This window comes from Rufibacter psychrotolerans (genome assembly GCF_016924645.1).
GTDB classification, from domain to species: Bacteria; Bacteroidota; Bacteroidia; order Cytophagales; family Hymenobacteraceae; genus Nibribacter; species Nibribacter psychrotolerans.
The window spans coordinates 14,352-37,485 of the sequence record NZ_JAFFJV010000024.1; the positions used below are offsets into that span (position 1 = coordinate 14,352).

Genomic DNA, 23,134 nt, shown 5'->3' on the forward strand with positions numbered 1-23,134 from the left:
AGTGGGTCATGGGGTTAGGGTTGCGCCAGCCTGATGCCGGTAAACTGCCAGCGCTTGTCTGGGTGGAAGAAGTTGCGGTACGTGGGCCTGATGTGGCTTTGCGGGGTGGCACAGGAGCCACCCCGCAGCACCATCTGGTTGATCATGAACTTCCCGTTGTATTCACCCAGGGCGCCGGGAGCCGTCTTAAACCCCGGATACGGAAAATAGCCGCTGTAGGTCCATTCCCAGGCATTGCCCAGCAGGTGGGCTGCCCCCGAGCTGCCGCTGGGCTGAGCCGCCGCCACCGGATGGAAGCTTCCGCTTTCCAGGAAATTCCCCTCGGCTACGGGGTTGGCGTGCCGCTGCGCCAGGGCTTCCCACTCAAACTCGGTGAGCAGGCGGTGCCCCGACCACGTGGCGTAGGCCTGGGCCTCATAGAAGCTGAGGTGGGTGACTGGCGCCTGGGGCTCTATTTCTTCCAGACCGTGCAGCGTAAAGTGCCACCATTTGCCTTCCTGCTTCACCCAATAGAGGGGCGCCTGCCAATGGTGTTGCTGCACCAGCTGCCAGCCCTCGTCCAGCCAGTGTTGGAACTGGGCGTAACCCCCGGCTTCTATAAAGGCGGCATACTCGGCGTTGGTGACCAGGGTGCGGCGGGCCTTGAACTCGGGCAGGTAGACCTGGTGCGGCTGCTGTTCGTTGTCAAAGCAGAAACCCTCGCCCTGGTGCCCGATGGTATACGTTCCCGCCGGTACGGTACACCACTCGTTTTGGGGCTCTTTCGCTTGAAACGATTCATAAACAGGCTGCGGTTTGGCGGCGTAGGCGGGCATGAGGGGGGTGCTGCTCAGGATGTACTTGATGTCGGTGACCAGTAGTTCCTGGTGCTGCTGCTCGTGCTGCAGGCCCAACTCCACCAAGTCCAGAAGCTGCGGTTGCTGCAGGAAACCCTCGTCGGCAAGGGCTTTTTCCATCCAGTGGTCTACGTGGCGGCGATAGGCGTAGATTTCTTCCAGCGGCGGACGCGAGAGGGTGCCGCGGTCTGAGCGGGCTACCCGGCTGCCCATGCTGTTGTAGTACGAGTTGAACAGGTAGGCGTACTGCGGATGGAAGGGCCGGTACCCTGGCAGGTGAGGCTGCAACACGAACGACTCAAAAAACCAGGTGGTGTGCCCCAGGTGCCATTTGGGTGGGCTCACGTCCTGCATGGGCTGCATGACGGTGTCTTCGGGGGTAAGCGGGGCGCAAAGGGCTTGGGTCTGTTCTCTGATGCTTCTATAACGGGCCAGCAGGGGAGTGCTGCCGGCAGAGGTGGCAAATAGCATGGGAAATGTGGTATATTCCCTTTCTAAACTTATTTTTGGGCGAAAGGTTTACCTCTACCCCAGCGGCTACTATCCTATGGCATTTGTCTTAACGCCTTTTTACCGGGAGCTTTCGTTCAGGTTCAACGCCCGCACCTCGCGCGGAGCCATGCAGACGCACCGGGCCGCCTACCTGCGCGTGCACCACACCCGCGCCCCCGAGGCGCAGGGCTGGGGCGAGTGCTCGCCGCTGCCGGGCCTCAGCCCCGACTATTCCCCCGACTTTCACCTGACCCTGCAGCAGGTGTGCGACCGTTTTAACGCCCTGGAGGTGGAGGACGTGGCGTCTGAGGAGGCGCAACGCTTCTGGAAGTGGCTGGAGCAGTGGCCCTCTATCTGCTTTGCCGCCGAAACCGCCTGGGTAGACTACCTGCGGGGCGCCAAGCGCGTGCTCTACGACACGCCTTTTTCCCGCTCGCAGCAGGGCATCCGGATCAACGGGCTCATCTGGATGGGCGATGCCGCTTTCATGCGGGACCAGATCAAAAAAAAGCTGGACCAGGGCTTCCGGTGCCTTAAAATGAAGATCGGCGGGCTGGACTTTGCCCAGGAGCTCCGCATCCTCAAGGAAATCAGGAGCGTGGCCGGTCCCCAGGAGCTGGAGCTGCGGCTGGACGCCAACGGCGCCTTCCCCGTGGTTGACGCCGAGGAACGGCTCCGGCACCTGGCCAAGTTCCAGGTCCATTCCATTGAGCAGCCCATCAGGCAGGGGCAGGCCGAGGCCATGCAGGAACTGTGCGGCGTTTCGCCCATTCCCATCGCCCTGGACGAGGAGCTGATTGGCGCCACCGGCAAAGAGCAGAAGTGGCACTTGCTGGACCAGATCAGGCCGCAGTACATCATCATCAAGCCCACCTTGGTGGGAGGGCTCTACAGCAGCCGCGAGTGGATCAGGGTGGCGGAGTCGTTGGGCATTGCCTGGTGGCTTACCTCGGCGCTGGAGTCCAACATCGGGCTGAACGCCATTGCCCAGTTCGCCGCTGACACCGGCAACCCCATGCCCCAAGGGCTTGGAACCGGCCAGCTGTACCACAACAATTTTGCTTCGCCGCTGGAGATCAGGGGCGAAGAACTGTGGTACAACCCAGAAACAGCCTGGGAACTGCCCGGGTGAGTGAGTGAGTGAGTGAGTGAGTGAGTGAGTGAGTGAGTGAGTGAGTGAGTGAGTGAGTGAGTGAGTGAGTGAGTGAGTGAGTGGCGGTTTTAGGCTTGTTTTCTGCAAATGGGGTTTAAAAACGGGTTTACGCCAGCCAGTTAATGATCCCTTCCCCCCATTTCTGCCACACCAAGAAGTAGATGATGGCGAACAGGATGGAGGTGATGTTGCCGATGAGAAAGTAGTCGTTGGAGACGGGGTGCTGCTTGTCGGTGTCCAGGCGGGTGCCCAGCTTGAGCGCGCCTAAGACGGTGAGCGCGGCCCCCAGGTCGTTGATGAGGCACAGAAACAGGAAGAAGCGCTCCAGCAGGCCTTTGGCAATGGTGTTCATCTTGTTGCGCTGTTCCACCACCGAGCCCACACCCTCGGGGTGCTCAAAACGTTTCCGGATGTAGCTAAACACAAAGTGCGCCAGCAGCTCGCCGGGCAGGTAGATCAAAAGGAAAAGCAGGACTTTCATGGTTGGGGCGGAAGGCTCAGGAACAGGAGTTCCTTTGCCGCAAGATACTCTTTCAACTTTAAACTTTTTTGCCGTTTCCAGAGCAACGACGGATTTTTGTTGAATTTACTGGCCACCGCCTTGTAGTCCCGCAGGTGCCAGAAAGCAGCGACAATGGGGTGCTCCTGCCGGCTCCATCCATCCACCACCGACTGATACAGCACCAGCAGCCGGTTTAACAACTCATCGGTTTTGGGTAAACTGGTTTCCACCCAGAAGCGGTCTCCCTTGCGGCTTTTCAGTTCGGCCAGCTTTTCCCGGGCTCTGGTCAGGCCTGGGCCCAGCATTTCATAGGCTATATTGGGGTTGATGGGTGTTTCAATGGTTCCTTGGTGCAGCACATGGCGCAGTTGGAAGCCCGCGCCCTGCTTCACCACTTCTTCCTCAATGGCCACCAGCAGCGCCACGCCGTCCTCCAATGAAGCCGCAACGGCCTGGTACTCATCGCCCAGCGTAATGGTGAGGGGCGAGAGCAGCTTTTCTGGGTGCTCCTGGTTAATGGCCTTCACCACTTGCTGGAACTGCTGCATCAAGGGCTCGCCCTTTTGCCGGCTGCTGCCCATGATGTCGGCCATCAGGATATGGTAGGTTGGGGGAAGGCTAGGCATTTTTATATTTCAAATTTCATGCAATACTAATAAAATTTCATATAAAATGAAATAATGCGAAATGTGCATAAAAAATGAAAGACAGCATAGCCTACTTAGATAGAAGTTGCTCTACCAGCTTAGGAACGCCTACCGTGGCTTTCTCCTGAAGGATGGTGAGGTTTCTTCTGTGCTGCACGGCCGGAGCATTAGGATCAATGAGGTAGATGGGGGTGTCATGCGGCGCGAAGGAAAGCAGCCCGGCGGCGGGATACACCTGCAGGGAAGTGCCAATCACCAGGAGGTAATCGGCAGACATGGTCTCCTCGGCGGCTTCCTCAATCAGGGGCACGGGCTCCCCGAACCACACAATGTTGGGCCGCAGCTGGGAGCCTTTTTCGCAGAGGTCGCCCAGGTTGAGTTCCCAGCCTTCCATGGGGTAGATGAGGCTCTCGTCTTTGGTGCTGCGGCTCTCAAACAGCTTGCCGTGCAGGTGCAGCACGTGTTTGGAGCCGGCGCGCTCGTGCAGGTTGTCTACGTTCTGGGTGATGATGCGCACGTCAAATTTCTGCTCCAGATCTACCAGGGCCTTGTGGGCGGCATTGGGCTCCACGCCCAGGGCGCTTTTGCGGCGCTGGTTGTAGAACTCCAGTACCAGCTCGGGGTTTTTCTGCCAGCCCTGGGGCGAGGCCACTTCCATCACATCATGTCCTTCCCAGAGGCCGTTGGCGTCCCTGAAGGTAGCCAGGCCACTTTCGGCACTAATCCCGGCCCCGGTTAAAACCACTATTTTCTGCTTCATTTTAGATTAGACACAAGATGTAAGACCCATGACACAAGATTTTGGAAATATACGGAACTCCCTGAAAAAGTACCGCTCCTGATTTTGGCCTGTTTTCTTGAAAACAGGCCAAAATCAGGAGCGGTAAGAACCAGACAGCGTCTAAGGTGTTACTCTGCTTTCTTCTTGGCAGTAGCGGTCTTTTTGGCCGGTGCTTTTTTGGCGGCCGGTTTCTTGGCAGCTGTCTTCTTGGGCGTATCCGCTTTGGCGGCCGGCTCTGCCGCTTTCTTCTTGAAACCTCCTCTGGCCGGTTTGTCCGGTGTATTGGCGGCCAGCTCCAGGCACTGCTCCAGCGTCAGTTCGGCGGGTTCCTGCCCTTTGGGGATCTTCACGTTCTTCTTACCCGCCACAATGTACGGCCCGAAACGCCCGTTCAGCACCTGCACGTCGGGGTTCTCGGGGAACGACTTGATCAGCTTCTCGGCGTCGGATTTGCGCTTGGCCTCAATGATGAGAATGGCTTGTTCCTCGGTCACCAGCAGCGGGTCCAGGTCTTTGGGCAGGGAGTAGAACTTGCTGTTGTGCTGAATGTACGGCCCGAACCGCCCGATGGCGGCCTTCATCTCCTTGCCCTCGTACTCGCCCACTACCCGCGGCAGTTTGAACAATTCCAGGGCCTGCTCCAGGGTGATGGACTCCAGAAACTGGCCTTTGCGCAGGCTGGCGTACGCGGGTTTGGCATCGGTGCCTTCCACCTCTTCGCCCAGCTGCACGTAGGGCCCGAAACGACCCAACTTGGCCAGCACTCTCTGGCCGGAGATAGGGTCAACGCCCAGTTCACGAGCCCCGCTCACGGCAGAGCGCTCCACGCTGGCGCTGGTCTCAATGGTTTGATGGAAACTGGAGTAGAACGTGTCTATCATCTTGTCCCACTGCTTCTTACCGGCGGCAATCTCGTCAAACTCTTCCTCCACGCGGGCCGTGAAAGAGTAGTCTACCACGCTCTCAAAGTGCGACACCAGGAAGTCGGTGACCACCATGGCGATGTCGGTGGGGAAGAGCTTGGCTTTCTCGGCCCCGGCCATCTCGGTTTTCTGCTGGGCGGTGATCTGGTCCTTCTCCAGGGTGAGTACCGTGTAGGCGCGCTCCTTGCCCTCGCGATTGTCTTTTTCCACGTAGCCCCGTTTCTGGATGGTAGAGATGGTAGGCGCGTAGGTAGACGGTCTTCCTATGCCCATTTCCTCCAGTTTCTTCACCAGGCTGGCCTCAGTGTAGCGCGGCGCCGGGCGGCTGAAGCGCTCGGTGGCCTGCAGACGCTGCAAGGCGAGGGGCTGGCCTTCCTGCAAGGGCGGCAGCATGCCTTTCACGTCATCGTCGGCCAGTTCCTCGTCGTCGGTAGACTCGGTGTACACTTTCAGGAAACCCTCAAAGCGCACTACTTCGCCGGTGGCGATCAACTTCTCCGGCTGGCCGCTGATGTTGATGGTGGCGGTGGTTTTCTCAATCTCGGCATCGGCCATCTGCGAGGCGATGGCGCGCTTGCGGATGAGGTCGTACAGGCGCTGCTCGTTCCGGTCAGAACTTACCTGAATGGCGGCGAAATCGGTGGGCCGGATGGATTCGTGGGCTTCCTGCGCCTGCTTGGACTTGGTCTTGTACTGGCGCGTTTTCACGTAGTTTTCGCCAAAAGTGCGCGAAATCTCCGTAGCCGCCGCGTTGATGGCGTCCTGCGACAGGTTCACCGAGTCGGTACGCATGTAGGAGATCTTACCGGCCTCGTAGAGGCGCTGGGCCACCGACATGGTCTGCGCCACCGAGAAAGACAGCTTGCGGCTGGCTTCCTGCTGCAGGGTAGAGGTGGTGAACGGCGGCGCGGGCGTGCGCTTGGTGGGTTTTTTCTCCAGACTTTCAATGGAGAAAGAGGCGCCCATGCAGCGCTTCAGGAAATCCTCGGCCTCCTCACGGGTCTTGAAACGGGTGTTCAGCTCGGCCTCCAGGCGCTTGCCGCCGGCGTCAAACTGGGCCACCACTTTGTAGGCCGAAACGGCCTTGTGGCGCTCAATTTCGCGCTCGCGCTCCACCACCAGCCGCACGGCCACAGACTGCACGCGCCCGGCCGAAAGCCCGGTTTTGATCTTCTTCCAGAGCACGGGGCTTAATTCAAACCCCACCAGGCGGTCCAGCACGCGGCGGGCCTGCTGGGCGTTCACCAGGTTGATGTCAATGGAGCGCGGGTTCTCAATGGCGTTGAGGATGGCGTTCTTGGTGATCTCGCGGAACACGATGCGGCGCGTCTTGGCCTCGTTCAGGTTCAGGGCCTCAGAAAGGTGCCAGGAAATGGCTTCTCCCTCGCGGTCCTCATCGGAAGCTAACCATACCGTTTCGGCTTCCTTGGCCAGTTTCTTGAGTTGGGAGATCACCTCCCGTTTATCGGCCGAGACCACGTAGGTGGGCTTGAAGCCGTTCTGGATGTCAATGGCATTATTGTCTTTGGGGAGGTCACGCACGTGCCCGAAGCTGGACTTCACCACGAAATCCTTGCCCAGGTATCCTTCAATGGTCTTGGCCTTAGCCGGCGACTCCACAATCACTAAGTTTTTTATCATATGGGAAAAGAGGAGGGCTGTGCCCAAAAATTTTTCAAAGATGTAGTAATTTTTTGAGACAATCCAACCACTATCTTTATGCCGATTGCTCCAAAGGGGTAAAAGAATATACCCGGGGGCAGTAAAAAGGTTTTTTTTAGTATACTTAGGCATGAAGAATCTGCTATTGATGCGACACGCCACCGCGGCGGAAAAACAAATTGGCCAGACGGACTTTGACCGGGAGATCACCCTGTACGGGGAGCGCCAGGCGGGCGAGGCCGGACTGTGGCTGAAGGAGCAGGCCCTCTTGCCGGAGCTGATCCTGTGCAGCCCAGCGGTAAGGACCCAGATGACCCTGCAGAGCCTGCTGGAGCAGCTGGAACACCAGGTGCCGGTGCAACTGGAGCGCGACATCTACTATGGCGCGGAGGCAGACCTCCTGAACTTACTGCACGGGGTGGAGAACGAGGTAGACACGCTGCTGCTGGTAGGGCACAACCCCACTATTTCTTTCTTCGCCTCCACGCTGGCCCATGAAGAGGTCCCCTTTGGCCCGGCCACCATTGCCCACCTCCACTTTAACGGGTACAACTGGGAAAACTTGCGTGCCGGCACCTGCAAATTACACTTCCTCTACCAAGGATAAGCCGCCCTGGTTTTTGCCACATTTTGGCAAAACAACCCATAAACGGGGCAAAAACCGCCCAAGGGCATAGAATAATTTGTAGTTTAGCGCCTCGTCAACCCAGAGGAAAATTTTTTTTCAGTTTTCTGTAACCTATGGCAACAACTATCGTATCGGTCATCAACCAAAAGGGGGGTACGGGTAAAACCACCACTACCATCAACCTGGGAAGCGCCCTGCAGAAGCTGGGCAAACGCGTGTTATTGATCGATCTGGACCCACAAGCCAACCTCACGTATTCTTTAGGCATCACGGAGCCTGCCCATACCCTGGCCGATGTGTTCACCGGCCAGCAAAAGCTGGTGGACGCCATTCAGGAGCGCAATGGCCTGTACGTGGCGCCCGGCTCCAATGAGCTGGTAGACGTGGAGATTTCCCTGGTGACGCACGAGAACCGGGAAAGTTTCCTGGGACAGTTGCTCAGCGAGGTAAAAGACTACGACTATATCTTAATTGACTGTCCGCCTTCGTTATCAGTACTCACGGTGAACGCCCTGGCCGCCTCAGACGAGGTGCTGATCCCGCTTCAGATGGAGGTGCTTACCTTGCAGGGCCTGGGCCAGATCCTGAACACCGTGCAGCAGATCAAGACCACGCTCAACCCCAGGCTCAAGGTAAAAGGCATTGTGGTGGTCATGTACGACAAGCGCCGCAAGCTGAGCACAGAGATTGAAGATTACTTGAAGGAAAACGTAGACGAGTATATTTTCAACCAGCGCATCAGGCTGAACGTGAAGCTGGCCGAGGCCCCCTCGTTCGGGCAGAGCGTCATTGAGTATGATGCCGCCTCTTACGGGGCCAAAGACTACATGGGGCTGGCGCAGGAGTTTGTCGCGCTTAGGTAGGGCTTGGCGCCGCCGGTTTTAAGGGTAAATTTTGTAAATAGCGGAGAAAACGCAAGAAAGCGGCTCCATCCATATAGATAATCGGGCAGTTTTCTGCCCCAGCAATAAAAACGCTCTTCAATCATAGATAAGATGGCTTTAGGTAAGAATTTGAAACTCAACAAGGACAAACTGATTGGGAAGACAGAGGCCGAAACGCCGCCTGTGCCACCGACGGATGCCGCTGCCGCCTCCGCGGCAGAGTTGACCCCGGCCGAAACGCCGCGCGAGACTCCGGCCCCCGAGCCCACCAACCCTGTTGTTGAAACCGCAGGGGCAGACGCAGGCGAGAAGCCCACTGCCTCCAAAGCCCGTGCCGGAGGAAAAGCATTGGAGAAGCAAGCTGACAAAGGCGAGAAAACCGCAATCCAGGCCCAGGATGACCAGGCCAGAAAGAGCAACACGCCCCGCCAGTCCCAGATCCAGAACTCTGATTATATCAATGAGCAGCTCAACCGCGTGCTCTACGCCCTGGACGCCTTCAAAAAAGGCGACGTGTCGGTGCGTCTCACCAAGCAGAACAACGACATCTTCTCCGAGATTGCCGAAGCCTACAACTCCATGGTGGAGATGATTGGGGGCGTAGGGGGCGAGGTGTCGCGGATCTCCAAAGTGGCCGGGGTGGAAGGAAACCTGAAAGCCCGGGCCTCGGCCGAGAACGCCTCTGGTTTCTGGAAAGACATGATCAACAACATCAACGGCCTGGTAGACTCCATTGCCGTTCCGGTATTGGAGGTAGGCAAGGTACTGAAGAACATCTCGCGGGGCAACCTGGACGAGACGTTCCAGATTCCCGTGTCCGGGGACTTCAAGGTCATGGCCGAAACCATCAACCGCACCATTGACAACCTGAACCTGTTTGCCGGCGAGGTAACCCGCGTGGCCCTGGAGGTAGGGACCGAAGGAAAACTGGGCGGACAGGCCTCGGTACCCAACGTAGCCGGTATCTGGAAAGAACTGACCGATAACGTAAACGCGATGGCCTCTAACCTGACCCTTCAGGTACGGGACATTGCCAAGGTAACCACTGCCGTGGCCCAGGGGAACCTGGACCAGAAAGTAACCGTGGACCTGAAAGGAGAGATGTTGCAGTTGAAAGAGAACATCAACCAGATGGTGGATTCTTTGAACATCTTCGGGGATGAAGTAACCCGGGTAGCCCGCGAAGTGGGCACCGAAGGAAAACTGGGCGGCCAGGCGAAAGTGCCGAATGTAGGCGGGGTTTGGAAAGACCTCACCGACAACGTGAACACCATGGCCTCCAACCTGACCTCTCAGCTGCGCGACATCGCCAACGTAGCCACTGCGGTGGCGAAAGGCGACCTGACCCAGAAAATCACCGTGAACGTGAAAGGCGAGCTGGCCGAGCTGAAGGACAACCTGAACCAGATGGTGGACTCGCTCAACATCTTCGCCGACGAGGTGACCCGCGTAAGCCGCGAGGTAGGAACCGAAGGTATCCTGGGCGGCCAGGCCTCCGTGCCCAACGTGGCCGGTGTTTGGAAAGCCCTCACGGATAATGTGAACTACATGGCGTCTAACCTCACCTTGCAGGTACGGGACATCGCCAACGTGGCAACCGCCGTGGCAAGGGGAGACCTAAGCCAGAAGATTACGGTAGGCGTTCGTGGCGAGTTGGCCGAGCTGAAGGACAACCTGAACCAGATGGTGGACTCCTTGAACATCTTCGCCGGCGAGGTGACCCGCGTTGCCCGCGAAGTTGGTACCGAAGGTAAGTTGGGAGGCCAGGCTTCCGTGCCGAACGTAGCCGGGGTTTGGAAAGACCTAACGGATAATGTGAACTACATGGCGTCTAACCTGACGCTGCAAGTGCGCGACATTGCCAATGTTGCCACGGCCGTGGCAAGAGGAGATTTGAGCCAGAAGATCACGGTGGGCGTTCGAGGCGAGCTGGCCGAGCTGAAGGACAACCTGAACCAGATGGTGGACTCCCTCAACATTTTCGCCGGCGAGGTAACCCGCGTGGCGCTGGAAGTAGGAACCGAAGGAAAACTGGGCGGGCAGGCCTCTGTGCCGAACGTGGCAGGAACCTGGAAAGCCCTGACAGATAACGTAAACTCCATGGCGTCTAACCTGACGCTGCAGGTGCGGGATATTGCCAACGTGGCCACCGCAGTAGCCCGTGGCGACCTGAGCCAGAAGATCACCGTTGGGGTAAAAGGCGAATTAGCCGAACTGAAGGACAACCTCAACCAGATGGTGGATTCGCTGAACATCTTCGCCGGCGAGGTAACCCGTGTGGCGCGTGAAGTGGGCACCGAGGGTAAATTGGGCGGTCAGGCCAATGTACCAAACGTGGGCGGGGTTTGGAAAGACCTCACCGATAACGTGAACTACATGGCCGGCAACCTTACCTCGCAGATGCGCGACATCGCCAACGTGGCCACGGCCGTAGCCAAGGGAGACCTGACCCAGAAAATCACCGTGGACGTGAAAGGCGAGCTCCTGCAGTTAAAGGACAACCTGAACCAGATGGTGGACTCGCTCAATATCTTCGCCGGCGAGGTAACTCGGGTAGCCCGTGAGGTGGGGACTGAGGGAATCCTGGGCGGCCAGGCCAACGTGCCGAATGTAGGCGGCGTTTGGAAGGATTTGACCGAAAACGTGAACTACATGGCCTCCAACCTCACCTTGCAGGTGCGGGATATTGCCAACGTAGCCACGGCCGTTGCCCGCGGAGACCTGAGCCAGAAGATTACGGTAGACGTGAAAGGCGAGCTCCTGGAGCTGAAGAACAACCTCAACCAGATGGTGGACTCCTTGAACATCTTCGCCGATGAGGTAACCAGGGTAGCCCGCGAGGTGGGTACGGAAGGAAAACTCGGCGGACAGGCCTCGGTACCAAAAGTACGCGGTACCTGGAAGGAGCTCACCGACAACGTAAACTCCATGGCCTCCAACCTGACGCTGCAAGTGCGGGATATTGCCAACGTGGCCTCGGCGGTGGCCAAGGGAGACCTGACCCAGAAGATCACCGTGGACGTGAAAGGCGAGCTCCTGGAGCTGAAAAATATCTTGAACCAGATGGTGGACTCCTTGAACATCTTCGCCGGGGAGGTAACCCGCGTGGCGGTTGAGGTGGGAACCGAAGGTAAATTGGGCGGACAGGCTTCGGTGCCAAATGTGGCCGGGACCTGGAAAGCCCTCACCGATAATGTAAACACCATGGCGTCTAACCTGACGCTGCAGGTGCGCGACATCGCCAACGTAGCCACTGCGGTGGCGAAAGGCGACCTGACCCAGAAAATCACGGTGAATGTGCGCGGCGAGCTGGCCGAGCTGAAGGACAACCTGAACCAGATGGTGGACTCCCTGAACATCTTCGCCGGCGAGGTAACCCGCGTGGCCCTGGAAGTGGGTACCGAGGGTAGACTGGGCGGTCAGGCCAAAGTGCCGAACGTGGCGGGAGTTTGGAAAGACCTCACCGACAATGTGAACGTGATGGCCTCTAACCTTACCACGCAGGTACGCGGCATTGTGAAAGTAGTAACGGCGGTATCTAAAGGGGATCTGACCCAGAAACTGACGCTGCAAGCCAAAGGCGAGCTGGCCGAACTGGCCGACACCATCAACAGCATGGTGGAAGACCTGAACCGCCTGGCGGGTGAGGTAAGCCGGGTGGCCAGAGTAGCCGGGGTGGAAGGAAAACTTACCGAGCGCGCCTCGGTACCTGGGGTGAGCGGCAGCTGGAAAGAACTGGTAGATACCCTCAACGACCTCCTGGAGTCTATTGTAACGCCGGTTCTGGAAGTGTCACGGGTGGTTCGCTCCATCTCTGAAGGGGATTTGACTCAGAAAGTGGAAATCCAGACCGCCGGTGATATCCTGGCCATGTCCAATGCCTTGAACCTGGCGGTAGACAACCTGAATGCCCTGCTGGGTGAAATCAACGATTCTTCCCTGATTGTGGGAAGCTCGTCTGAGGAAATGGCGGCCAAAGGCCTGGAGATGAACCGCGTAACGGTAGATGTGGCCCTGGCCATGCAGCAAATGGCAGAAGGGGCGCAAAACCAGGCCTTGAAAACCGACCAGGCCTTTAAACTGATTGAGGAAATCATGAAGGCCACCAAAGAAACCGCCAACAAAGCCGATGTAGTGAACCGCTCGGCGGTGATGGGGGAGGAAACTTCCCAATTGGGTCTGAAAACGGTGGCCGAGGTGGTGCGCAACATGGAGGAGATCTCTTCTTCGGCGGCCCTTACCGCCAAAACCATTGAAGTCCTGAGTACCCGCAGCCAGGAAATCTCCAAGTCCCTGGGGGTAATCACTGATATTGCCGCCCAGACCAATTTGCTGGCCCTGAACGCGGCCATTGAGGCGGCCCGCGCCGGCGAGGCGGGAAGGGGCTTTGCGGTAGTAGCCGAGGAAATCAGGAAACTGGCCGAAGGCTCCCGTAAATCGGCGAGTGAGATTGCCACGCTGGTAGAAGACGTGAAGAAAGATACTTCTTCTGCCGCCGCCGCTATCGCCACCATGGAAGGCCGGGTATTGAAAGGAAAGAACGCCACCTTTGAGGCATCTGGCGCCTTTAAGAACATTGCCACCTCCAGCGGCGAAACCCTCCGCAGTGCGCAGGACATCCTGGTGTCTACCGAGGTGCAGAAAACCTCCATCGGTGACGTGGTGAAGTACGTGGAAGAAGTGGTAGCCATTGCCGAGCAGACGGCGTCGGGTACCCAGCAGGTAGCCGGCACGGCCAAGCAACTGTCGGGTTCCATGCAGGAGCTTACCGCTTCCAGCCAGAGCCTGAACGACATTGCCGAAGACCTGCAGGTGAGTATCTCGGCCTTCAAGCTGGTGAACGGCAGCGTGGGGTACCCTAACCGCAACAACCGCAAGTTTACGGCTATGCCCGCCGCCCGCCGCTCGTTCAACGGCACCGATCTGGACGAGAACCAATTGATCCGGAAGGCTGCCAGTAAAAAGGCTACTAAAAACAGAGGTCAGGAATAATGGAAACGCAGAACGCACGGGACAAAAAAGAGGCGGCCGTAGAGGAACGGGTCCATCTGATTGTCTTTAAACTGGGGACAGAGGAGTACGGGGTGCGCATTGACCAGGTAAAGGAGGTAACCATTACCCCCGAGATTACCCGCATGCCCAAAACCCCTTCCTTCATCAAGGGAGTGGCCAACATCAGGGGTGACATCATTGCCATCATGGACCTGGAGGAGCGTTTCAGGATTGAACGTGCTTTCAAGGAGCCGGAACGGCACACGTACACCCTGGTCATGGAAGCCAAGGACTATACCATGGGCTTTATTGTGCGCGAAGTTCCCCAGTCCCTGACCTTGCCGGTTTCCAGTATAGACAAGACGCCCTCGTTTATCCAGGACATCAATATCAATGAGAACTTTATTGAGGGCATAGGAAAACTAGACGACCGGCTCATCATTGTGCTGGACATGTACAAGATCCTGACCTCCGATGAAGTGTTACAATTAAAGTCATAGTGCTCATCATTTGACCTATTAACGTATGGAATCCACTGATAAAAAAAGAATACTCATTGTAGATGATTCTTTCTACATGCGCACTATGTTGAAGAACATGCTGCTGGACGCTGGTTATGATGTGGTGGGGGAAGCCCCAGACGGCAAAACCGCCCTGCAGCTAGCCCGGGAGAAGGTGCCGGACCTGGTCACCCTGGATGTGATCTTGCCAGACAACACCGGCCTTGATGTCTTAAAAGGCATTAAGAGCGACAACCCAGGCATTAAGGTAGTGATTGTGAGCGCCGTGGGCCAGGAAGTGATCATGAACGAGGCCGCCGAGTACGGCGCCCTGCACTACATCATCAAGCCTTTCTCAGAAGACAAAGTGCTGGAGGCGTTGAACAACGCCTTCAAAGAAGAAGAATAGATCAATAACCGGTACGCCACTTACGTTCACCAGTGCAGCAGACGCAGCAAGCAAAGATTAGGGTTTTGATAGGAGATACCTCGGTACGCTCCCGGTTGGTGCTGTCCGGCATGATAGAGGCCGAACCCAGGCTGGAGGTGGTTGACACCGCCCGGTCCCGGGAAGAGCTGATCTTCAAGGCCATGGCCGCCAAACCCGACCTGATTGTAGCCCACCATGGCCTGACCATGAGTGGATCGCTGCCCCTGTTCAAGCCGGTGTACGGGCAAGACTCCGCGTTGCTCCTCATGGTGTCGCAGGAAATGGCCGAGGGTATTTTCTACCTGCCCCGCACGTTCAGGGTGAACGGGCATGAGGCCAGGCCGGCAACAGTGGAAAGCACAGGTGCCGCCGGGGGCAAGGCCGGTCTTATGTCTACCCTGCGCGAGTTTGTGGTAAGGTATTCAGATCCCAGCCCCGCACCGGTGGTTAGAAAGAAGGAAGCACCTGCCCATTCGGCCCAAAGTGGGGCCAGAAATCGGGTAAGAACGTCGGCTCCGGGGCAGGCGCCCCTAAAGGTGGTGGTCATCGGGGCCTCCACCGGCGGGTCGTTGGCCCTGGAAGCCATTGTGCGGGAGCTGTCTGCGCCGCAACCTGCCGTGGTGCTGGTGGCGGTGCACATGCCTGAAAAGTTTACCAAGCGCCTGGCCCAACGGCTGCAGAAATGCACCAACTGGCGCGTGGAAGAAGGCTACCAGGGCATGAAACTGAGCGCAGGTACCATTGTCATTGCCCCCGGCGGGCAGAACATGCGGGTAAAGCGCTCGCCGCTGCGCGCCAAAGAACTGACCATTGCCCTGGAGCCTTCGGCTGCCATGGACACGCCCTCGGTAGATGTGCTCATGGCCTCTGCCGCGCAGTGTGCTCCTGCCCGGGTGCTGGGTGTTATCTTAACCGGCATGGGACAGGACGGAACCGCCGGGGCCCGCGAGATCATGAACCAGGGCGGCACCGTCATTGCCCAGAATAGAGAAACCTCCACCATTTTCGGGATGGCCAAGTCGGCGATTGAAAGCGGGGTGGTCCATGGAGTGGTGGCCTTAGGCCAGATCCATTCCATCATTCACCGGTTTACCGCCGGCCCCCACATGAGCCAGGCGCTCCAACGTAATTACAAAGGATGAAGTCGAGAGATCAGGAATATAAAGAGATATTTATAGCCGAGGCTCTCGAGTACTATGATGCGCTGAACCGGCACATCAGTGATCTGGAGAAAAACCCGGAAGACGAGCAGCTGCTGGCCGAGATTTTCAGGTTGCTCCATAACCTGAAAGCCAACGCGAAGGCCATTGGCTACACGTCCATTGCCGATGTGTCGCACAAACTGGAAACGGCTTTTGGCATGATCCGCAGCCGGGAGCTGAGTTTCAGTGATGAGGTAGTGACCGTACTATTCGACGGCATTGACATGCTGGGCGAGATGATCACCGGCATTGACGGCCCCAACGAGGTAGAGCCCAGCCCGGCCCTGCTCCGCAACCTGGACATCATCGTCAATTCCCTCACCGATAATTCCTCTGACCTGTCAAAGGTTCAGAAGTATTATACCTCTAAGAACCTGTCGCTCTCTGATCTGATCTACATTCAGATCAAGAAGCTGGACCACCTGCTCAACCTGGTGGGCGAGCTGATCATTGACCGTGACCGGATTGTGTCCATCAGCAAAGAGCTGGACCATGACGATCTCAAGAACGTGAGCGCGCACCTGTACCGCATCACCGAGGAGCTGCAGTACAGCGTCATGGATGCCCGCCTGGTAAACGTGGGCTCTTTGTTCAATAAGTTTCCCCGTATTGTGCGGGACATTGCGGTGGCCGAGAAGAAAGAGATCAACCTGGACATCTCGGGGCAGGACATTCAGATAGACCGCAACATCCTGCAGATCATCACCGACTCTTTGCTGCACCTGATGCGCAACGCCATCTCGCACGGCATAGAAAAGGCCGAAATCAGGAAAAAGGCCAAGAAAACGCCGCAGGGCAACATTTCGCTCTCGGCGCAGAATGACCGGGACACCGTGATCCTGCGGTTGTCTGACGACGGGAAAGGCATTGACCAGGAAGAGGTGCGGCGGGCCATTGTGCAGCGCGGCTTCCTCACCGCCGATGCCACCAAAGACCTGCGCGAGACCGAGGTGCTTTCGTATTTGTTTGAACCCGGGTTCTCCCTGGCCAAGGAAGTAACCGAGGTGTCGGGCCGGGGCGTGGGGCTGGATGTGGTGAAGAACGCCATTGACTCCATTGGGGGCCGCATAAAGGTAGACTCAAAGAAAGGCGTAGGCACTACCTTCACGCTTTTCCTGCCTACCTCCATTGCGGTGAAAGGGGCGCTCCTGTGCCAGGTGGAGGAGAATTTTTACGCCATTCCGCTCATGCACACCGACTCGGTGGTGGCGTTCCCCACCCGGGACCTGCACGAGGTGGGCGAGCTGCTGGTGGCCGACATCAACGGGGAGACCATCACCATTGTGTCATTGCGCGAGCTCTTCAATACCGACATAAGGGAGTACAGCGTAAAGAAGAAAGATTTAACGGGTGATGCGCAGAACATCATCATTGTGACCTACAACAACCGGAAACTGGGCCTCATTGTGGACAAGCTGCTGCGGCAGCAGGACATTGTGATCAAGGCCCTGAGCAAGCCGGTCAATACCATTGAGATTTACGCGGGGGTAACCCTTTTGGGATCGGGCAAGGTGTGTCTGGTGCTGGATGTGGCCGCCATTACCCGCTACTTTATAACCAGAAGGTAAGTGCTGGAGGGACCAAAACAATTTAATGCCTGATTCATGGAGCTTCAAGTAAATGAACTAGAGCGGGATATCATCAAGGAAATCCTCAACATAGGATTAGCCCGGGCGGCCGACTCTTTTGCCGTCATTGCCAAAGACCGCGTACTCCTGAAAGTGCCCGATCTGCAGCTGATGGAGGCCGAAGAGCTGTTAAAGATTGTGCGCGCCTATGAAAACTCGCACGTGATCATACAGTCAGACATAAAAGGGGAGCTGAACGGCTCCACCCTCATGCTGTTCTCTGAGGCGCACGTGGAGCAGCTCTCTAAAGTATGTCTGGGCATGGCCGTGAAGGGCAGCGAGCCCCTCACCGAGATGCAGGAATCCTTGCTGCTGGAGGTGAGCAACATCATCACGGGCGCCCTGGTCACGCAGCTGGCCAATATCTTAAAGTCCAACATCTACGGCTCGCCGCCGGTGGCCCCCAAACACGACATCGCCGAGTCCCTGAAAGGCATCTTCACCGACCACCCGCTGTTCCAGCCCCTGGTGTTCACCGTGATCACGCAGTTCACCAACAACTCCCAGATGGTGGAGCTGCCGCTGCTGCTGTTCTTTGACACCTCCACGTTCATCAAGATCCTGGAGATCATCAGGTCCTATAATTTCCTTACCAAATAGCCGAACCAAGATATTTTCCTTCTCAAAAGAGCCGCCCCCGGGCGGCTCTTTTGCTTCACAATGAGGACAGAACGGGCGTTTTAGGGCCATTTTCGGCAAAACAGACCCCAAACGCCGGGCCGTGCTCCCTTTCCAATGCAGTATCTTTTTTGTTGTTTTGCGCGTCTGAAACAAAAACAAGATTTAACACCCGCCTATGGACGCTTTAGGAAGACATATTCTGGTAGAGTTCTACAACTGCTCGCCAGAATTGATGAATGATGTGGTACACATTGAGAACAGCATGGTGGCTGCCGCCGAAACCGCCGGGGCCACGGTCATCAACAGCACGTTTCACCACTTCTCTCCTTATGGCGTTTCCGGGGTGGTGGTAATCCAGGAGAGCCACCTGGCCATCCATACCTGGCCCGAGTACGGCTACGCGGCCGTGGACCTGTTCACCTGCGGCGACTCGGTAGACCCCTGGGTGTCCTACAATTACCTGAAGGAGGCCTTTGAGGCCAGCCATGGCTCGTCCATGGAGTGCCGTCGCGGCCAGCAGAGCCTGCTCAAGCGCACCGACTTCACCGTGGAAGCACGTGATTCTGGTCAGCAGGTAGCGCCCATCCCCAGCATTACCCGCGATGTCTGGTTCACCGAACGCGACGAAAACATTGCCCTTTCCCTGAAACACACCGGAAACCAGCTCTACAAAAAGCAGTCGCCCTATCAGAAGGTGGAGGTGATTGAGACCCTGGCCTACGGCAACATGCTCACCCTGGACGGCATGGTCATGTGCACCCAGAAAGACGAGTACGTGTACCACGAGATGATCACGCACGTGCCGGTGTTCAGCCACGGCCACGTGAAGCGCGCCCTGGTGATTGGCGGCGGCGACGGCGGCACCGTGCGCGAACTGCTGCGCCACGACGGCATTGAAGAAGTGGTGCTGGTAGAAATTGACGAACTGGTGATTGAAGCCTGCAGGCAGCACCTGCCCGAAACCGCCAGCGCCTTCGGCCATCCCAGGCTCAAGCTGCTCATTGAAGACGGCATCAAATACATCCAGGACACGCCAGACGCTTCTTTTGATTTGATCATTGTAGACTCCGCCGATCCGGTGGGGCCGGGCGAAGGCTTGTTCACCGCCGAATTCTACAGCCAGGTGTACCGCTGCCTCACTCCGGAAGGCGTGATGATCACCCAGAGCGAGTCGCCCCGTTTCAACACCAGCGTGTTCGTGGAGATCTTTGATACCTACAAGGGCATTTTCGGGCCAGACAAGGTGCATTGTTACCTGGCGGCCATCCCCACGTATCCAACGGGTACCTGGAGCTTCTCGTTCTGCGCCAAAGGCAGCGTAAACCCCCGGCAGTTCAACGCCGAGGCCGTGGCGGCCTTCTCCCGGGAGCAGGGGCTGCGGTACTACAATGAAGACATTCACCTGGCCGCCTTTGCCTTACCAAACTTTGTAAAAGATTTATTAGCTTCTAAACCAGCGTAATATGCGTATGACCATGCCCACCATGTGTGATTCAAAGCACAAGAAAATAACGTCTTTTGACCAGAACGGCGTAGGGGAAGTAGGCAGTGGCCTTTTCGGGCTTCCGTTCACCGAGGAAGAGTCTGAGGTAGTGATTTTCCCCATTCCGTGGGAAGTGACCGTTTCTTACAACGCCGGAACCGCCGAAGGACCGGCCGCCGTGCGCGATGCCTCCCCGCAGCTGGACCTGTTTGACCCCGAGTTGCGCAACGCCTGGCACCTGGGCATTCACATGCCCGCCGTGCCTGAGGAATGGGCCCAGGAAAGCCAGCGCCTGCGCGAGAAGACCGAGGCCTACATTGAGTGGCTGGAAACCGGCAGCCAGGGCGATGCCTCCCAGTTTGACGCTACGTTGGCCGAAGTGAACCAGAAAGGCGAGGAGCTGCTGCAGTGGTCTAAAGCGGAAACGCTGGCCTACCTGGAGAAAGGCAAGCTGGTGGGCGTTCTGGGCGGCGACCACAGCACCCCGCTGGGCTTTATGCACGCCCTGGCCGAGAAGCACGAGGAATTCGGGATTCTGCAGGTAGACGCCCACGCCGACCTGCGCGAAGCCTACGAGGGCTTCACCTACTCACACGCCTCCATCATGTTCAACGCCCTCAAGCTGCCCCAGGTGAAAAAACTGGTGCAGGTGGGCATTAGGGACCTGTGCCAGGCCGAGGCCGAGCTGGTGGACCAGTCCAACGGGCGCATCACCACGTTCTATGACAGCAAGCTCAAGTCAAAGATGTACGAGGGCAACTCCTGGCGCAAGCAGTGCAAAAAGATCATCGCGCAGCTACCCCAGAAAGTGTACATCAGCTTTGACATTGACGGGCTGGACCCCAAGCTGTGCCCCGGCACCGGCACGCCGGTCCCCGGCGGATTTGAGTTTGAGGAAGCCGTTTACCTCATCAAGGCGCTGGTGAAATCGGGTAGGGAGATCATCGGGTTTGACCTGTGCGAGGTGGCCCCCGGCGACAGTGAGTGGAACGGCAACGTGGGTGCCCGCCTGCTGTACAAACTCTGCAACTGGATGGCCGTATCGCAGAAGAGACTAGAGGCTGCTCACTAACCTAAACCGCTCCTCACTATGGGATTCATCCTGAAAATCATTGTTACCGGAATTGTGGCCCTGGTGCTGGCCCAGTTCTTCCCGGGCGTCACCATTGACGGCATCACGGGAGCCATTCTGCTGGCCCTGGTGCTGGCCGTGCTCAACGCCATTGTGCGGCCCGTGCTGGTGCTCCTCACCATTCCGGTCACGTTCATGACCCTGGGGCTGTTCCTGCTGGTCATCAACGCCATTATCCTCTACATGGCCGATTACCTGCTGGACGGATTTAATGTGAGTGGCTTGCTCACGGCCATTCTTTTTAGCCTGGTGCTTTCCATTGCCACGGCCATCATAGACGCCATCTTCTAAAAAAACAGCCTTTTTGCTAACCTTATTAGATAGCCCGGATGCTTTTCCGGGCTATTCTTGTTTATTGGCGCAAGGTTGAAAGGAAAAAAGCGGTTTTTGGCGTATTTTTGTCAAAACAGTTAGAAAATGGGAGTAAGGGAAGCACGGGAAGCGCTGAAGCAGTATTTTGGCTACGATCAGTTCAGACCGGGACAAGAGGATATCATTTCAAACGTGCTGGCGAAGCGCGACACGGTGGTGCTCATGCCTACGGGCGGCGGCAAGTCGGTGTGCTACCAGGTGCCGGGCCTGGTGATGCCCGGCCTTACCGTGGTGGTTTCGCCCCTCATTGCCCTCATGAAAGACCAGGTAGAGGCCCTGCTGGGCAACGGCGTGAACGCCGGCTACCTCAACAGTTCCCAATCGGCCAAAGAACAACAGCTCATTGAGCAGCAGTGCTTTGACGGCCGCCTTAAGATGCTGTACGTCTCGCCGGAGAAGCTGCTCTCGGCGGGGTTCTTTTCCTTCCTGAAGCGCCTGCAGATTAACCTGTTCGCCATTGATGAGGCGCACTGTATTTCGGCCTGGGGCCATGATTTCCGACCCGAGTACCTGCAGCTGAAGAACCTCAAGCTCCAGTTCCCCGAGGTGCCCATCATTGCCCTCACCGCCACCGCTGACCGCCTCACGCAGCGCGACATCCTCACGCAGCTCTACCTGCAGGACCCCAAAGTATTCATCTCCTCGTTTGACCGGCCCAACATTTACCTGCAGGTGCAGCCCGGCCAGAAGCGCATGGAAGCCATCCTGGACTTTCTGGAGGAACGCCCCTTTCAGCCGGGCATTGTCTACTGCCTCAGCCGCAAGGCCACCGAGACGCTGGCCGCCAAACTCAAGGAGAAAGGCTATAACGTCGATTATTACCACGCCGGCTTGTCGGCCCGGGACCGGGAGCGGGTGCAGGAGCGCTTTCTGCAGGACAACGTGCAGATCATGTGCGCCACCATTGCGTTTGGGATGGGCATTGACAAATCCAACGTGCGCTGGGTGATCCACTACAACCTGCCCAAGAACCTGGAGAGCTACTACCAGGAGATAGGCCGGGCCGGCCGCGACGGGGCCTCGGCCGAGGCGCTGCTCTTTTACAGCCTGGCCGATGTCATGACCCTGCGCGACATCATCACGCAGGGCGAAAGCACCACGGAGCAGAACCTTTCCCTGGCCAAGCTGGACCGCATGCAGCAGTTCGCGGAGAGCACCAGCTGCCGGCGCAAAACCCTCATGCACTACTTTGGCGAGGAATACCCCCAGGACTGCGGCAACTGCGACATCTGCGACAACCCGCCCACCTCGTTCAACGGCACCGAGTACGCCCAGAAAATCCTTTCGGCGGTGGCACGCACCAAGGAAACCGTGGCCTCGGCCCAGGTGGTGGACATCTTGCGGGGCTCGCGGAACCAGCTTACCCTGAGCCGGGGCTATGACCAGCTGAAAACCTTCGGGGCGGGCCGCGATGTTCCCTCGCAGGACTGGCAGCGCTACATCCATCAGTTGATCAACCAGGGCATTCTGGAGGTGGCCTATGACGAGCACGGGGCCCTGAAGCTCACCAACGCCAGCCAGGAAGTCCTGTTCAAGCACAAGAAGGTAGAGCTGGTGAAGTTCCAGCCGGTGAGCCCCAAAGAAGAGAAAGAGAAAAAGCAGAAGAAAGCCAGAAGTGGCCTTGAAACGGCTTTGTTTGAGCACCTGCGCCAACTCCGGAAACAACTGGCCCAGGAGCGCAACATTCCGCCCTACGTGGTCTTCACCGATACCACCCTGCAGGAGATTGCCGAGCAGCGACCCACCAACAAACCGGCTTTCCTGGCCATCTCGGGGGTGGCGCAGGCCAAGTACCAGCAGTACGGCGAGATCTTCATCAATGCCATCCTGAGTTTCCTGGCCCAGCAGGCCGACCAGCAGAATGCCCGCATGAAGGGAACCACGCACCTGGTGACGTATGAGCTGCTGCGGCAGGGCAAAACTCCTGAGGAAATCTCTGAGCAGCGCCAGGTGCAGATCAACACCGTGTACTCGCACCTGGCCACCCTCTACCAGCAGGGCTATGACGTGGACCTGAAGCCGTACCTATCCGACTGGGAGTACAGCCGCGTGAAGGAGGGCATTCTGAAAACCAACCAGACCACGGCCATGAAGCCCATCTATGAGTACCTGGAAGGCGAAATAGACTACCTGAAAATAAGGCTGGCGATTGGGCGCTTTAACCGCGAGAACAACCAGCAGTAAACGGGGCTAGAATTTCAAGGAAGAAGGGAAAGGAAATCCTGTTTAGGGCCCATTTTCGGCAAAACTGCCCCCAAACGGGCGT

General features: G+C 57.4%; 18 protein-coding genes. 13 read left to right on the forward strand and 5 right to left on the reverse strand.

The features are described 5' to 3' along the window. Positions 1 to 14: 14 nt before the first annotated feature. Positions 15 to 1,307, reverse strand: coding sequence for an ergothioneine biosynthesis protein EgtB (gene egtB / locus JT718_RS19100; protein ID WP_205504401.1), 1,293 nt, complete (start codon positions 1,305 to 1,307; stop codon positions 15 to 17). 76 nt (positions 1,308 to 1,383) lie between these two features. Between egtB and JT718_RS19105 the strand changes: the two genes are divergently transcribed. After that, the gene (locus JT718_RS19105; RefSeq protein WP_205504402.1) at positions 1,384 to 2,460 is read left to right on the forward strand and encodes an o-succinylbenzoate synthase; all 1,077 of its coding nucleotides are present in this window, start codon (positions 1,384 to 1,386) and stop codon (positions 2,458 to 2,460) included. Between the two features lie 127 nt (positions 2,461 to 2,587). On the opposite strand, the gene JT718_RS19110 is transcribed toward JT718_RS19105, so the two are convergent. The 4 genes from JT718_RS19110 to topA form a co-directional block, all read right to left on the reverse strand. Continuing rightward, positions 2,588 to 2,962, reverse strand: coding sequence for a hypothetical protein (locus tag JT718_RS19110; RefSeq protein WP_205504403.1), 375 nt, complete (start codon positions 2,960 to 2,962; stop codon positions 2,588 to 2,590). Then, positions 2,959 to 3,609 carry a SatD family protein gene (locus JT718_RS19115; protein WP_205504404.1) on the reverse strand — a complete coding sequence of 217 codons (651 nt, stop codon included), beginning with the start codon at positions 3,607 to 3,609 and terminating at the stop codon, positions 2,959 to 2,961. The genes JT718_RS19110 and JT718_RS19115 overlap by 4 nt, the downstream gene beginning before the upstream one ends. Before the next feature lie 91 nt (positions 3,610 to 3,700). Further along, a complete protein-coding gene (locus JT718_RS19120; RefSeq protein ID WP_205504405.1) occupies positions 3,701 to 4,390 on the reverse strand; it encodes an SIR2 family NAD-dependent protein deacylase in 690 nt (229 codons plus the stop codon). Between the two features lie 149 nt (positions 4,391 to 4,539). Then, positions 4,540 to 6,975: a type I DNA topoisomerase gene (gene topA, locus JT718_RS19125; RefSeq protein WP_205504406.1), complete on the reverse strand. Its 2,436-nt coding sequence runs from the start codon at positions 6,973 to 6,975 to the stop codon at positions 4,540 to 4,542. Between the two features lie 151 nt (positions 6,976 to 7,126). Here topA and JT718_RS19130 point away from each other — a divergent pair, with 151 nt between their 5' ends. The 12 genes from JT718_RS19130 (at position 7,127) to recQ (ending at position 23,052) form a co-directional block, all read left to right on the forward strand. Next, the gene (locus tag JT718_RS19130) at positions 7,127 to 7,603 is read left to right on the forward strand and encodes a SixA phosphatase family protein (RefSeq protein WP_205504407.1); all 477 of its coding nucleotides are present in this window, start codon (positions 7,127 to 7,129) and stop codon (positions 7,601 to 7,603) included. Between the two features lie 134 nt (positions 7,604 to 7,737). Then, positions 7,738 to 8,487: a ParA family protein gene (locus JT718_RS19135; RefSeq protein ID WP_205504408.1), complete on the forward strand. Its 750-nt coding sequence runs from the start codon at positions 7,738 to 7,740 to the stop codon at positions 8,485 to 8,487. Positions 8,488 to 8,637: 150 nt separating this feature from the next. Next, complete coding sequence (locus JT718_RS19140) at positions 8,638 to 13,500, forward strand: HAMP domain-containing protein (protein WP_240337181.1); 4,863 nt, start codon at positions 8,638 to 8,640, stop codon at positions 13,498 to 13,500. Next, positions 13,500 to 14,000, forward strand: a complete 501-nt coding sequence (locus tag JT718_RS19145) for a chemotaxis protein CheW (RefSeq protein WP_205504409.1) — start codon at positions 13,500 to 13,502, stop codon at positions 13,998 to 14,000. Before JT718_RS19140 ends, JT718_RS19145 begins: the two co-directional genes overlap by 1 nt. A gap of 25 nt (positions 14,001 to 14,025) precedes the next feature. Then, on the forward strand, positions 14,026 to 14,409 hold the full coding sequence (locus tag JT718_RS19150) for a response regulator (RefSeq protein WP_205504410.1): 384 nt from the start codon (positions 14,026 to 14,028) through the stop codon (positions 14,407 to 14,409). A 65-nt stretch (positions 14,410 to 14,474) separates the two neighbouring features. Next, on the forward strand, positions 14,475 to 15,572 hold the full coding sequence (locus JT718_RS19155; protein ID WP_205504411.1) for a chemotaxis protein CheB: 1,098 nt from the start codon (positions 14,475 to 14,477) through the stop codon (positions 15,570 to 15,572). Then, positions 15,569 to 17,200, forward strand: a complete 1,632-nt coding sequence (locus tag JT718_RS19160) for a chemotaxis protein CheA (RefSeq protein ID WP_205504412.1) — start codon at positions 15,569 to 15,571, stop codon at positions 17,198 to 17,200. The genes JT718_RS19155 and JT718_RS19160 overlap by 4 nt, the downstream gene beginning before the upstream one ends. 36 nt (positions 17,201 to 17,236) lie before the next feature. After that, positions 17,237 to 17,860 carry a chemotaxis protein CheC gene (locus JT718_RS19165; RefSeq protein WP_205504413.1) on the forward strand — a complete coding sequence of 208 codons (624 nt, stop codon included), beginning with the start codon at positions 17,237 to 17,239 and terminating at the stop codon, positions 17,858 to 17,860. Positions 17,861 to 18,056: 196 nt separating this feature from the next. Further along, the gene (gene speE, locus JT718_RS19170) at positions 18,057 to 19,343 is read left to right on the forward strand and encodes a polyamine aminopropyltransferase (protein WP_205504414.1); all 1,287 of its coding nucleotides are present in this window, start codon (positions 18,057 to 18,059) and stop codon (positions 19,341 to 19,343) included. A gap of 1 nt (position 19,344) precedes the next feature. After that, positions 19,345 to 20,436, forward strand: a complete 1,092-nt coding sequence (locus tag JT718_RS19175; RefSeq protein ID WP_240337182.1) for an agmatinase family protein — start codon at positions 19,345 to 19,347, stop codon at positions 20,434 to 20,436. Between the two features lie 18 nt (positions 20,437 to 20,454). Next, complete coding sequence (locus JT718_RS19180; protein ID WP_205504415.1) at positions 20,455 to 20,787, forward strand: phage holin family protein; 333 nt, start codon at positions 20,455 to 20,457, stop codon at positions 20,785 to 20,787. Positions 20,788 to 20,913: 126 nt separating this feature from the next. Then, positions 20,914 to 23,052 carry a DNA helicase RecQ gene (recQ, locus tag JT718_RS19185; protein ID WP_205504416.1) on the forward strand — a complete coding sequence of 713 codons (2,139 nt, stop codon included), beginning with the start codon at positions 20,914 to 20,916 and terminating at the stop codon, positions 23,050 to 23,052. The last annotated feature ends 82 nt before the right edge of the window (positions 23,053 to 23,134 follow it).